Source organism: Nocardioides pelophilus (assembly GCF_014180685.1).
GTDB lineage: Bacteria > Actinomycetota > Actinomycetes > Propionibacteriales > Nocardioidaceae > Nocardioides > Nocardioides pelophilus.
This window is the reverse complement of record NZ_JACEHF010000001.1, coordinates 165,603-178,931: the sequence shown is the minus strand read 5'-3', so window position 1 is coordinate 178,931 and position 13,329 is coordinate 165,603. Positions and strand designations below refer to the sequence as shown.

At 70.3% G+C, this 13,329-nt stretch carries 10 protein-coding genes; all 10 read left to right on the top strand.

Going from position 1 to position 13,329, the window contains the following annotated elements; genetic code table 11:
• The first annotated feature begins 29 nt into the window (after positions 1 to 29).
• The 10 genes from H0488_RS00800 to H0488_RS00755 all read left to right on the top strand — a co-directional run bounded on the left by H0488_RS00800 (position 30) and on the right by H0488_RS00755 (position 13,126).
• Complete coding sequence (locus tag H0488_RS00800) at positions 30 to 314, top strand: hypothetical protein (RefSeq protein ID WP_246371243.1); 285 nt, start codon at positions 30 to 32, stop codon at positions 312 to 314.
• Positions 314 to 1,189 carry a hypothetical protein gene (locus tag H0488_RS00795; RefSeq protein ID WP_183097405.1) on the top strand — a complete coding sequence of 292 codons (876 nt, stop codon included), beginning with the start codon at positions 314 to 316 and terminating at the stop codon, positions 1,187 to 1,189. The genes H0488_RS00800 and H0488_RS00795 overlap by 1 nt, the downstream gene beginning before the upstream one ends.
• A 1-nt stretch (position 1,190) precedes the next feature.
• On the top strand, positions 1,191 to 1,988 hold the full coding sequence (locus H0488_RS00790) for a hypothetical protein (RefSeq protein ID WP_183097404.1): 798 nt from the start codon (positions 1,191 to 1,193) through the stop codon (positions 1,986 to 1,988).
• Positions 1,985 to 4,012 carry a type IV secretion system protein gene (locus tag H0488_RS24850; RefSeq protein WP_183097403.1) on the top strand — a complete coding sequence of 676 codons (2,028 nt, stop codon included), beginning with the start codon at positions 1,985 to 1,987 and terminating at the stop codon, positions 4,010 to 4,012. Before H0488_RS00790 ends, H0488_RS24850 begins: the two co-directional genes overlap by 4 nt.
• Before the next feature lie 65 nt (positions 4,013 to 4,077).
• A complete protein-coding gene (locus tag H0488_RS00780; RefSeq protein WP_183097402.1) occupies positions 4,078 to 5,583 on the top strand; it encodes an SCO6880 family protein in 1,506 nt (501 codons plus the stop codon).
• Positions 5,583 to 7,121: a putative type IV secretion/conjugal transfer ATPase gene (locus tag H0488_RS00775; RefSeq protein ID WP_183097401.1), complete on the top strand. Its 1,539-nt coding sequence runs from the start codon at positions 5,583 to 5,585 to the stop codon at positions 7,119 to 7,121. Before H0488_RS00780 ends, H0488_RS00775 begins: the two co-directional genes overlap by 1 nt.
• A gap of 21 nt (positions 7,122 to 7,142) precedes the next feature.
• The gene (locus H0488_RS00770; RefSeq protein ID WP_183097400.1) at positions 7,143 to 10,289 is read left to right on the top strand and encodes a VldE C-terminal domain-containing protein; all 3,147 of its coding nucleotides are present in this window, start codon (positions 7,143 to 7,145) and stop codon (positions 10,287 to 10,289) included.
• 64 nt (positions 10,290 to 10,353) lie between these two features.
• Complete coding sequence (locus H0488_RS00765; protein ID WP_183097399.1) at positions 10,354 to 10,953, top strand: hypothetical protein; 600 nt, start codon at positions 10,354 to 10,356, stop codon at positions 10,951 to 10,953.
• Positions 10,950 to 12,428 carry a type IV secretory system conjugative DNA transfer family protein gene (locus H0488_RS00760; RefSeq protein WP_183097398.1) on the top strand — a complete coding sequence of 493 codons (1,479 nt, stop codon included), beginning with the start codon at positions 10,950 to 10,952 and terminating at the stop codon, positions 12,426 to 12,428. The genes H0488_RS00765 and H0488_RS00760 overlap by 4 nt, the downstream gene beginning before the upstream one ends.
• Complete coding sequence (locus H0488_RS00755; RefSeq protein ID WP_312856161.1) at positions 12,425 to 13,126, top strand: hypothetical protein; 702 nt, start codon at positions 12,425 to 12,427, stop codon at positions 13,124 to 13,126. The genes H0488_RS00760 and H0488_RS00755 overlap by 4 nt, the downstream gene beginning before the upstream one ends.
• The last annotated feature ends 203 nt before the right edge of the window (positions 13,127 to 13,329 follow it).

Below are 13,329 nucleotides of genomic sequence, written 5' to 3'. Positions count from 1 at the left end.
CCCAGAAGGGAAGTCCACCCATGGACGTCATGACCGCAACCGCAACCAACGTGATGGCTGTCTGCCCGAAGGCGCCCCCGGGTGCTGTCGGCCCCACCAACGAGATCACCAGCTATGTGCTGTGGGGCGTCATCGTTCTGTTCGGTCTCGGCATCATCATCGCCATCGGCGCGATCATCGCCGGCCGAGTGTTCTCACTGCCGCACGCCTCCAAGGTCGGTGTGATCTCGGTGGTGGTCGTGTTCGCCTGCGCGATCGCCTACCTGGTGCTGCCCGGGATGCTCAACGGGATCCTCGGCAAGGGCTGCATCTGATGCGGCGCGCAGCCACGAAGAAGGCAGAAGGCACCAGCGAGTGGAGCCGGCGCCGTCTGCTCGGCATCCTGGCCGCCGCCGTCGCCGTGGCTGTGCTCCTGCTCGGCGGCCTCGCGTACGCGGTCTACCTGGCGGTCGCCGGCATCGGTGACGAGGCCAGCGCGAACACCGGCGTGGCCACCGGCGAGACCGAGCGCTCGACGGTGGCCCGCGGTGCCGCGCATCGCGATGAGATCGCGGCCGAGCCGATGCTGACCGTGCCCGAGAGCGCCGCCTTCCCGGCCGAGACCACCAGTGCCAAGGCGCCGGAGATCAAGATCCCGACCGGGACCGGAGTCAACGGACCCGCGTTCGTGATGACCGGGTTCCCGCAGACCCCGGAGGGCGCGATCGGCCAGCTCGTCCAGATCGACCTCGCGGTGCTGCAGTCGATGAGCCTGAGCACAGCAGAGGAGGTCTACAACGCCTGGGCGCTGCCCGGCGGGGTCCGCGCTGAGGACTGGTGGATCACCACCAGCGTCCGTGCGTTCCTCTCCAGCACCGGGATGGGCGAAGTCAAAGACCCCAGCGCCTCGGTGTCCCTGGAGCCGGCCGCCGCGCTGGTCAAGGGCGCCGACGGCCCCGACTGGGCGACGGTCTGCGTGCTGATGAAGGTCAGCGCCACGTACAAGTCCGAAGGACAGATCGCCTTCGCGCACTGCGAGCGCATGCAGTGGGTCGGCGGCCGCTGGATGGTCGCCCCCGGCGCCCCGCCGGCACCCGCACCCGCGACCTGGCCCGGCACCCAGTTGGCACACGAGGCCGGCTGGCGCACCTGGTCAACCGACCACACCACCGAACCCGCCCACCCCGGCGACACGGAAGGGGAGCACTGAGATGAGCAACCGGATCAACGACTCGATGGGGGAGTCGCGCACGACCCTGCTGCGCGTGGGGGTCCTGGTGGCGATCGCCGTCCTCGTGGCGACCGCCGTCTGGCTCGGAGCGCGCGGCCGGACCGATGACAACAGCGGAACCGACAAGACATCCGGGGACTCCTCGAGCCAGACCGGGCAGCAGGGGCAGAACGTCTCGGTCGACCAGGCCGCCCCGGAGACCGCTCCCGCAGACGGGGTCGTGATCCCGACCGGCGCCGACCAGGTCGACGGCTACCCGACCCGGTTCCCCCAGACCGACCTGGGCGCGGTCGCGCTGCAGGTCGAAGTCGCCAAGGCGCAGGTCGGGTTCGACTACGACCAGGCGGCCGCCGTCGCCGGCCTGTACGCCAACCCCGAGGACAAGGCCGTCTTCGAGCAGCGCGCCCGCGACGCTGTCGCGCTGCGCCGCCAGCAGGCCGGCGTCCCGAAGGAGGGGGACGTCCCCCCGCCCGCGTCGTACGCCGTGACACCGATCGCCTACACCCTCGAGGAGCTCGACACCGGCTACTACGCGGTGAACCTGCTCAGCTACGTCACCCTCACCACCGCCAACGGCAAGGTCAGCGACGGCCTCTACGCCGGCACCCAGCTCATGCGGTGGCTCGAGGTCGAGGGCGTGGGCGACTGGCGCCTGGTCCAGGGCAGCACCGCAGACATCGAGCACCTGGTCTCCACCGGACAGCCCAAGGCGGTCGCGCCGGGCACCCCGGAGTACAAGCAGGCCGGCTGGATCCCGATCAACGGAGCACCCCAGTGAGCACCGCCGACCTCTTCCACCGGGTGACCAGGCTGGGCATCGGCGCCCTGGCGGTCCTGGTCCTCACCACGCTTCTCGGAGCCGCCACGACCATCCAGCCGCCAGCCGCCGACGCGGCCGAGCCGGCGACCAGCACGGCGCAGGTCGCAACGGTCGAGACCACCAGCCAGCTGCCGGCCCGCCCCCTCAAGATGGGCTGCCTTGGTCCCGACGAACTGTGCGACCTCGGCGGCGACGCCCTCGAGTGCGCGGAGGACCCGGTCGACTGCGGCAAAGACGCGGCCGGTGGCGTCAAGGACGAGATCGAGAACCAGGTCGAGGGTGTCCAGGAGTGCCTCGAAAACCCCAGCCTCACCGACTGCGCCAAGGGAGTCGGGGGAGTGGTGCCGGGAGTCGGCGGGTGTGGGCTGCTCGACGCGGTCTGCGACGGGCTCGGCGGCGGTCTCCCGGGAGTGCCCGGCATCCCCGGAGTGCCCGGCATCCCCGGTCTCCCCACCCCCGCCGACCTCTTCGGCGCCGGCATCCCCGGCCTCGGTGACATCCCCAACCCGTTCGAGGCCATCGGCGACGTCATCGCCAAGGCGGCGGCCGATGCCTGGACCGCGGCAATGCTCGCGGTCTGGAGTTCCGGCCTCTTCGTGCTGCGCATCGTGCTCACGTTCAGCGAGCTGTTCTTGACCCCCGACCTGAGCGACGACGGACCCGGTAAGGACGTCTACGCCTTCACCCTCTGGCTCGCGCTCGCCCTGGTGGTCATCTTGGCGATGATCCAGCTCGGCGCCGCGGCCTTCAAACGAGAGGGCAAGGGCCTCGCGCGAGCGTTCATCGGCGCCGGCCAGTTCGTCCTGGTCTGCGCCTGCTGGTTCGGCTACTGCGTCATGATCGTCGCGGCCTGCGGCACCATCACCAAAGCGCTGATGAAGTCGCTGCTCAAGGTGCAGACCTGGCCCGACTGGGATCCCCTGGGCGGCCTCGGCGTCGACGACATCACCGAGGCAGGCGTGGCCACCGCGTTGGCCTTCCTCGGCATCTTCCTGTGGCTGGCCGCGATCGGACACATCCTGGTCTACCTCGCCAGGGCGGCCTCGCTGCTGGTCCTGGTCGCCACCGGCCCGCTCTCCGCGGCCGGCTTGGTCTCCGACTTCACCCGCTCCTGGTTCTGGAAGTCGCTGCGCTGGTTCCACGCCGCGGCGTTCACCCCGGTGCTGATGGTGATGGTGCTGGGCATCGGCGTGCAGTTCGCCAACGGCGTCGCGGCCCACCTCGCAGACGGCACCGCCAAGGCGTTCGGCACGGCCCTGCCGGCGGTCATGACGATCCTGATCAGCGTCGTCGCGCCGCTGGCGCTGTTCAAGCTTCTGGCCTTCGTCGACCCCGGCACCCCCAGCGGCGCGTCGTTTCGTCAGGGCATGGCCATCCAGGGCGGCCTCCAGGGCCTGTTGAGCGGTGGCGGTGCCGGCGGCGGCTCGTCGGCCGCATCGACCACCGACGGCAACGGTCGTTCGTCGGGTGAGCAGAGCGCCGAGGCCTCGACCGGCGATCGGTTCAGCAAGTCCACTCAGGGCGTCCTCGGCAGCTTCGGCCCGGTCGGACAGGCGTTCGCTGCCGGGCTCGGGATGGTCAGCAGCGCCGGCGCGAAGGCTACGTCCCTGATGTCGGACGAGACCAACCAGGCGGGCGTCGGGCAGAGCACCTACGGACCCGACTTCAGCAACATGGGTGGCCGCCAGTCCGGCCAGTCCGGTGGCCAGTCGGGCGACCAGAGCGGCGGCACGCACCCCGGCTCGCAGAACGGCGGGGACGCCGACTCGCCGTTGCCGACCCCGCCTGCCCCGCCCACCCCGCCGACCCTGCCCACCGGCGGCGGACCCGCCGGTGGTTCGGGAGGCGGCTCTGGCGGCCAGGGCGGCGGTGGTGCCGGAGCAGCGCCCAAGACCCCGGCCGCAGGCGGCGGCGGGGGAGCGGCCGGAGGTGCCGGCGGAGCCGGTGCAGCTGGCGGCGCGATCCCCCCGGTGGCGGTGTAGCCAATGCGCCGCACGACCTGCCCCCAGCCCCGATCGACACGCAGTGACCCGGAACGAAACCGACGATGACCATCTACGCCGATTACCAGCGCGACCGCATCGGCTGGTTCTTCGGCCTCTCCGGAGGCCAGCTGATGTTCCTGGCGCTGGCCAGCCTGCCGGCGTTCTGGGCGATCAGCCGCGGAGCGTGGTTCTCCGCGTTCCTGTTTGCCCTGGTCTGGCTGTTCCTGCTGGCCATCACCGTCATCCCGGTCCGCGGCCGCTCGGCCACCGGCTGGGTGTTCGCCTCGACGATGTACGCCGTCGGCGGGCTGCTCGGCTGGACCTCGTTCCGTGCCAAGGCCACCGAGGGCCGCGCCGAGGACCTCGACACCCCCGACCTTCCCGGGGTGCTGCAGGGCATCAAGATCCACGACGGCCCGCCGCACGGCTCCCAGCTGCAGCGGGTCGGAGTGATCCACGATGACGCCACGAAGACCTGGGCAGTCACCGCCTCGATCGTCCACCCCGGCATCGGCATGAAGGACACCGAGGAGCGCAGCCGTTACGGCGAGGCGCTGGCCGGGCTGCTCGACGTCGCCGGCCGCACCGAGAAGATCGACGAGATCCTGTTCATGGTCCGCACCGTCCCCGAGGACGGCGCCGAGCGCGATCTGTGGGTCAACAAGCACCGCCGCGACAACGCCCCCCAGCTGTCCGAGATCGTCAACAGCGACCTCGCGGTGGGCCTCACCCAGGCGTCGGTGCGCACCGAGCAGTTCGTGACAATCGTCGTCCCGGAGACCCGGATCGCCCGGTCGGCCAAGGAATCCGGCGGAGGCTTCGAGGGCCGCTGCCGCGAGCTCTACCTGCTCATGGCCGAGATCGAGGCTCAGTTGCGGGGCCCAATGGGGATGACGTCGGTCCGCTGGCTCACCTCCCCGGAGCTCGCCCTGGCGTCCCGGACCGGGTTCGCCCCAGGCGATCGCGCCGGCATCGTCGAGGCCCTCGCCATGCTTGAGAAGGACCCGAGCGTGAACGCCGACGTCCCGTGGGCGCTGGCCGGGCCCTCGGGCGCCGACGCGACGGTGCGGCACTACAGCCACGACGCGTGGAACTCGATCAGCGCCACCATCAAGCTCCCGACCCGCGGCGTGGCGATGGGCGCCCTGGCGCCGATCCTCACCCCGAGCGAGTCCGGTGAGCGACGCTCGTTCGTCGTCGCCTTCCCGATCGTGTCCCAGTCCAAGGCCGACCGGCAGTCCGGCAACGCCGAGTGGGCCGCAGATCTGGCTGAGGGGATGAACGAGAAGCTCGGCCGCAAGACCCGTGCCAAGCAGCGCGACGAGGCCCACAAGGCCCGCGGCCTGGACGCCAAGCTGGCCCACGGCAACGCGCTGGTCCGGCCTTACGCCGTGTGCACCGTCACGGTCCCCAAGACGCTGCGGATCACCGAGTTCGGCCGTCGCCTGGACGCCTCGATCCGACGAGCCGGGTTTGCGCCCCTGCGGCTCGACCTGGCCCAGGACGTCGGTTTCGCCGCCTCGACCATCCCCGTCGGGATGAGCCTGACCCGGAGCGGAGACGCCTGATGCCCAACACGACCCGCCGGAACCGCGGCGGCGGCCGCGACATGGCCGCCCTGCTCTCCGACTTCGGCCACGACCTACCCACGATCCCCCCGCTCGCCCCGGAGGCCAAGGAGCCCCGGATCTTCAAGTACGCCCCGCGCCGCGGTGCAGCCCGCCGCGGCCGCGGCTGGGCGCCCGCCACCGCCCCGGCACAGGCCTGGCGGATGACGAGTGACCAAGCACCGGTGTTCTGGCCGTTCGTGTCCGCGCCGGCCCTGCCGCCGACCGGGGCGCAGATGGGCGTCGACCAGCTCTCCGGCGGCTCGTTCTACTGCGACCCCTTCGGCTGGGTGCTGCGCGACGGCGTGTCGGCGACCAACCCGAACATCTTCCAGTTCGCCAAGCCGGGCACCGGCAAGTCAGGCACCACCAAGGCGTTCTGCACCCGGATGATGCCCTTCGGCTACCGCACCCTGGTCCTGGGTGATCCCAAGGACGAGTACGAGTCACTGTGCCGCGCGCTCGGCGTCGAGCCATTCGTCATCGCCCCCGGCTTCTGGGCACGAATCAACCCGCTGGCCATGGGCCCGCTCGGCCACGACTGGGAGAAGCTTTCGGCCGAGGAAGCCCAACGGCGCACGACGATCATCTTCAAGCGCTGGCTGGTCCTGATCCGCGGCCTGGTCGGCAGCATGAAGCTCGACGACCAGCGCCGAGTGCCGTTCGGGCCCGACGAGAGCGACGTCGTCCGCAACGCCTTGGCGATCCTCACCGGCTATGCCGCCGGCAACTCGATCCTCACCGAGACCACCATCCCGCGGCTGTGGGACCTCCTGCGCAACCCCACGAACGAGCTCGTCCGGGCGTGCGAGTACGGGAACACCCGGCAGTTCCTCGACCAGACCCGGCTGCTGCGCAACGCGCTCGGCGAGCTGGTCACCGGCACCCTGGCCGGCCTCTTCGACGACTTCACCAACATCGAGGTCGACTGGCGCGCCCCGATCCAGTCGTTCAGCCTCTCCCGGCTCGATGGACTCGGGGACGAGGCCGTGGGCATCGCGCTGCTGTGCATGAACTCCTGGGGCCGCGGGCTGCGCGAGATCGCCGAGCCCGGCGACCTGCGCATCGTCGTGCGCGACGAGGTCTGGAAGCAGATGCGCCTCGGCGTCTCCGCGGTGATGAGCTTCGACGCGGACCTGCGGCTCTCGCGCGGCATGGCCGGCAAGGGCGGCGACATCCAGTTCGCCAACCTTCACAAGCCCTCCGACCTGCTCTCGGTCGGCGATGCCGATTCCCAGGCCGCGATGATCGCCAAGGACCTCCTCGAGCTCGCTGACATCAAGATCCTCGGCGGTCAGAAGCCGCGCGTCGCGCGCGAACTGGACTCGATGCTCGGCTTCGGCCCGATCGCCCAGGACCTCGTCTCCGGGTGGGCGATGCAGGACAAGGGCCGCGCGCTGTGGTGCGTCGGAGACGCCACCTACAAAGTCCAGACGGTGCTCCACCCGCTGGAGAAGAAGCTCTACTACACCAACGAGGCCATCGAGGCCGCCGGCTGAAGCGCTCGGGACTGACCTGTTGTGAAGAAGCTGCTCCTCGCCGGACTGCCGGTCCTGATCGTCTTCATGGCCCTGCCGTTCGTCGTGACCCTGATGGTGGTCATGACCACGACCGCGGCCGCCGAGTGCCGCAACCAGACCAGCGAGACCGCGCCCACCGAGCTCGGCGACCTCGGTGTCATCGACGGCCCCGTGGGCGGCCCGGTCAAGGGCAAGATCACCATGGCGCAGGCCAACATCCCGCGCCGCTCCGGTCTCGACGGCTTCCGGGCCTCCATGCCCCGGGTGCTGTCGACCAACCCCGACTTCGTGAGCCTCAACGAGGCCAGCGGCTGGAGCCTGGCGCAGATCGAGGCCGCCGCTCCCGGCTACGGAGCGTTCCGGGTCACCGACCACACCGGCGACAACAACTCGATGGGCAACGTCGTGCTCTGGAAGCGCGACACCTGGTCCAAGGCCAACGGTGGCCGGGTCACCCTTGCCGTCGACGACAACACCTACTACAAGGGCCGCCCGGTCACCTGGGACCGGTTCGCCACCTGGGTGATCCTCGAGCGCGCCGACGGCGCCGTGGTGTCGGTGATCTCCACCCACCACATGACCAACCCGCACAAGTACCCCCGCCAGCACGGCAACCCGCCGCTGACCCGGCCCCAGCAGTACGGCGCCGGCATGGACATCCTGTTGCAGCTGCGCAACTCCCTGGCCACCCACGGCCCGGTGCTCATCGGCGGCGACATGAACACCCACGCCTCGTACACCGACCTCCCGTGGACGGCGGCCGCCAAGATGAAGGCCGCCGGCTACGGCTGGCACAACCACTCGGTCGACTTCATCTTCTTCCCCCAGCACCAGGGCGTGCGCCTCGAGCAGGGCTGGGACGGGACCATGGTCTCCGACCACCACTGGATCGCCGCCCGCATCGCCATGAACGGCGCCGGCCCCGAGAGCGCCCCCACGACTGCGGCCACCAGCGAAGGTGTGGTGAACGCCGCCCACACCACGAGGACCTCGGCCGAGGAGCCGCCGACCGGCGACGTGCTCGCCCAGCTGATGCAGCTGCGGTTCGCCTCCAGCTACCCGACCCTGACCACCGAGCAGGCCCGCAACGCGATCACCATCGCCCAGGTCGCCCGCGACCTCCAGGTTCCTCGCTACGGGCTGCAGATCGCGATCGCCACCGCCATCCAGGAGTCCAAGCTGGTCAACCTCACCGGCGGCGACCGCGACTCCGGCGGCCTGTTCCAGCAGCGTCCCTCGACCGGCTGGGGGAGCCGTGCCGAGGTCACCAACCCCGTTCTCGCCGCTCGCGCCTTCTTCGGCAAGGCCCGGCACACCGGCAACCCCGGACTGCTCGACATCCCCGGCTGGGAGGACATGCCGCTCACCGAGGCGGCCCAGGCCGTGCAGCGCTCCGGCTTCCCCGACGCCTACGCCCAATGGGAGGACGTCGCCGGCGACATCACCGACCTTCTCGGCGGCGACCTGCCAGACCTGCCAGACGTCGATGGCGAGGTCTCGAACGCAAGCAACTGCGAGGACACCGTCGGCCCGATCACCGTCGGAACCTTGAACATCCTGGGCGCCGGCCACACCGACAACCAGGCTGGCGGCGGCAACGAGAAGGCCGGGCACGCCACCTGGGACAAGCGGCTGCCCGGGGCACTCAGCGCGATCGAGAACGCCGGCGTCACCATCGCCGGCCTCCAGGAGGTCCATGGCCCCCAGGCCAAGGCCCTGGCTGACCGCTACTCGGCCAAGTGGGGCATGTACCCGTCCACCGGCAACACCCAGAACAAGGTGATCTGGGACCGCGGCAGCTGGGAGATGACCGACTCACGCCTCGTCCAGATCCCGTACTTCAACGGCAAGGACGTCGGGATGCCGGTCGTCCAGCTGACGGGTGCGGCCGACAGCGTCAACGCCGGGCAGGTGATCTGGGTCTGGAGCATCCACAACCCGGCCAACACGCAAGGGAACGCCGCCGGGCACCGCAAGGAGGCGCTGCGCCGCCAGCTGGCCACCATGACCGAGCTCGCCGGCACCGGCACCCCGGCGGTGATCTTGGGCGACTTCAACGACGGCAAGGACGGCCAGAGCTCCTCGCACTGCGTCCTCACCCCCGAACTGAGCAACGCCTTCGGGGGATCAGCGGAGCCCTGCAAGAAGCCCAAGCAGGACGCGCCGATCGACCACATCTACGGCGCCAATCTCACCTGGGCCAGCGCCGAGGTCGACAACAGCACCCAGGCCAACAAGATCGCTGACCACCCGCTGGTGACCGCCACCACCGCCGGCAGCAGCGCGGGCTGCGCGGTCGCGACCGAGACCAACTACAACCTCGGCCCGGTCAAGCCGCAGCTGACGCAGCTGGTCAACATCCTCGGCCCGATGTTCGACATCAAGACCGTCGGCGGCTACCGCGAGAGCGCCACCGACCCCCACGGTCACCCTGCCGGCCTGGCGGCCGACTTCATGGTCCCGCTGACTCCCGCCGGCAAGGCCCAGGGGGACGCGCTCGTGGCGTACGCCCAGGCGCACGCGAAGGAACTCGCCATCGACTACATCATCTGGTACCAGCGCATCTGGTCGGTCGCGCGGGCCGACGAGGGCTGGCGGCCGATGGAGGACCGAGGCTCGGCCACTGCGAACCATCTCGACCACCCGCACATCAACGTGCTCCCCAACGCCGAATTCTCCCCAGTCGGCCTCGAGGGCGCATCCTGCGACGAGGTGGTCTACCCGGTTCCCGCGCAGTACATCGGAACGGACCGGAAGAACTGGCACGACACCGGCCCCTACTGGTCCAACTGGCACACCGGAACCGACTTCTCCGCCCCGTGCGGCACGACCGTCTACGCCGCCCACGCCGGCACCATCGAGATCGACACCAGCCAGGGCTGGGCCGGCCCGCAGCTGGTCAAGGTCACCACCGGCGCCGGGTCCCTGACCACTTGGTACGCGCACATGCAGAACGTCACCGTCAGCCGCGCCCAGACCGTCGCCGCCGGCGAGCCGATCGGCCAGGTCGGCAATGAAGGCAACGGAAGTGGCTGCCACCTCCACTTCGAGGTCCACCTCGAGAACGGCTCCATCTACGGACCCGACAACGTCGACCCCTCGACCTGGCTGGCTGAAAACGCCTCGAAGCCGAGTCGGTCTGTGTGATCGCTGCCGGGCCCTCCCGACACATAGGTGACCAGCCAGAACTTCGACCACGAGGCGGCATCCAATGCAGCGAGAGCGACGACGCGACCCCTACCCCTGGACCTGGGAGATCCCTGTAGCCGTGGCCTTGGCGGCCCTGTTCGTCATCGTCATCGGCATCCAGTTCGGCCGCTCCCTCGCGAACCTGCTCGCCGGCGCCGGATGGACCTGGCCCGACGCCAACGCCGGCGCGTTCCCCTCGCCGATCGGCACCGCCTTCTGGACCAGCCTTCCCGGAGTGTTCGGCGGGCACGCCGACGCCGGCCTGCCCACACCGACACCGGACGGCCTGGCTGGCCGCGGCCTGGTGTGGGTCAGCCTCGCGATGACCGAGGTCGCGCTGCTGACCGCCACCATCTGGGTCGGCGTCTCGGCCTACCAGCGCTGGGGCCCGGGACGCATGCGCGGCATGGCCACCGCCGCAGAGGCCGAGAAGATCCTGGGCGTCACTCGGCTGCGCAAGGTCGCCGGCATCGTCCGCCCCGACCTCTACGGCAAGCACGCCGCCACGGTGGCACCCGTTCAGCGCACCGCCGGCGACCTCACCGAACAGACCGGGCCGCAGTTCGGCCACGGGCTCAGCCCGTGGCTCCTGAACGGCCGCCGGACGAAGGAGGAGCGATGAAGCTGAGGTTCAACCCGTGGGACGTGGGCTGGCGCATCGGGGACGCGCACGAGCCGCGTGGCGGCGAGCTGTGGGTGCCGTGGGACCGCACCGCCGGGGTGATCGGACCGCAGGGCTCAGGCAAGACCCTCGACCTGCTCACCCCGGCGCTGCTCAGTGCCCCGGGCGCTGCCCTGGTCACCCTGACGAAGGTCGAGGACCTGCTGCTCAGCCTCACCGAACGCTCCCGCGACGACCGGCCGTGCGTGGTCCTCGACCCGTTCGGCCTGGCCGAGGGCGTCGTCGACGAACTGATCTGGGACCCGATCGCCGGGTGCGTCGATCCCAAGGTCGCCGAGCGGCGAGCCAAGGCCTTCACGGCCGGCACCGTCAAGGGTGCGATCACCGGCGGCACCGGGGACGATGCCGCCCGGTTCTATGCCGCGGAGTCGGCGAAGGTGCTGCAGGGCTACTTCCACGCCGCGGCCCTGACCCGCAAGACCCTCGAGGACGTCTTGCAGTGGGTCGCGAACCCGACCGCAGCCACCCAGCCGATGGAGATCCTGCGACGCCACCCGCACGCCGAGCCCTTCTGGCACGGCCTGCTGCACGGAGCGCTCAACGGCGACGACCGCACCGCCGGCAACACGATCACCACGGTGCAGCAGGCCGTGTCCCTGTTCTTCCAGGCCGACATCCGCCGCCGCTGCGTGCCCAGCCACGGGCACCCGGCGTCCGACCTGGTCGACGTGATCCGTCGACGCGGCACCATCTACCTCCTGGGCCGCGAGGACCCCTACGCCTCGGCCAGCCCGCTGATGACCGCGGTGGCCGAGCACGTCTTGGACACCGGGCTGTTGCTGGCCAACAGCTCACCGTGGGGAGGCCGACTGTGCCCGCCCCTGGTCTCGGTGCTCGACGAGCTGCCCTCGACCGCACCGTTGCCGACGCTGCGGACCCGGATGGCCAACGAGCGCGCTCTGGGCCTGTCGTTCATTTGGGCAGCCCAGACCCGTCCCCAGCTGACCAGCATCTTCGGCGAGCACGAGGCCCGGGCGCTGCTCGGCCTCACCAATACCCTGGTGATGTTCGGCGGGTCCAAGGACGTCGCGTTCAACCAGGAGATCTCCGACCTGCTCGGAACAGTCCGCATTGGCCGCGTCACCCACTCCACCGGCGGGTTCAACGGCGGTAGCCGCAGCTTCTCCGGCGACGACATCCCCATCATGCGGCCCGAGGAGGTCCGCCAGCTCCCCGAGCGGCGGGCCCTGGTGATCGCCGAGAACGGCAAGCCGATCATCGCCAAGCTGCACCGCTGCGTGGAGGGCAAGGCCGGCGAGCGTCTCCTGGCCGACCAGCGGGCGCTGCGCGCGCGGCTCACCAACGACAGCCGCATGGTCATCACCCCAGAGGCACGGGCGACCGCCGCCCTCGTCGAGGCGCGCCGCCTCGGCTTCGTCGACGACGAGACCGAACCGACAAGGAGTGAGCTGTGACGACCGAACAGGCCCGACGGGCTGCGTCTAGCCCGATGGTGTTCCCGTTCCCCGTGCCCGGGGAGCAGGTCCGGCTGGCCTACCGCGAGCTCCACATCGCCATCAACGGCACCGAGGAGCAGAAGAAGGCTTTGGGCAACCACGCCCTGCTGCCGCGGCCCTGGGAGCCGGCCACGTGCCTGGACCCCGAGCTGCGGCACGGGCTGTGGGAGTGGCTCGAGGACGTCGTGATCTGGCTCAACCGCGAATACACCTGGGACGTCTCCGGGCTCATCCCCAGCTGCTGGCCCCTGCACCCCCACCTAGTCCACGAGGTCGCGGTCCTGGCCGACCAGCGCCGCCGCGCCGGGCTGGCGATGACCAGCGACGCGCTCGAGGAGTGGCACCGCTACTGCCTGCCGGCCTTCACCGACCGCATGCGCAACAGGCTGCGTGCCCACTGCGACGAAGAGCACCAGGGGTGGCCGGCCAAGCCGCGGCACAATGAACATGTGGAAGACCGCAGCCGCAAGCGCCGGGACGCCGCGTTTGCGCAGGATCTCGTTGCGGCCAATGTGAACACGTGGGCACACGAGCGACCATCGCCGACCGCCCAACCGCGACTGGGCGTGGTCGATCTCGACACAGGCGAGATCCACGAAGATGAGTTGCCCAGCCCGCAGCCTCGCACCCGTACGGAGAAAGGGCCCCGCCGCTAGCTGCACTTGCGGCGAGTAGGGGCATCGGTCGAGTGTGCGATTCGCAGCGGGGTACGACTGAGACCATCTGAGCCTCGTGTGGCGTCGGTAGCTGCCAGGTCGGGCAAAACTCAGCGATGAAGGTGAGTTCGGGTCGGTGTGCGCTTGGGTTCCCCCGCTACGACGACACTGGCAGAAGCACTTAGTGGCCTGAGCCGGGTCGC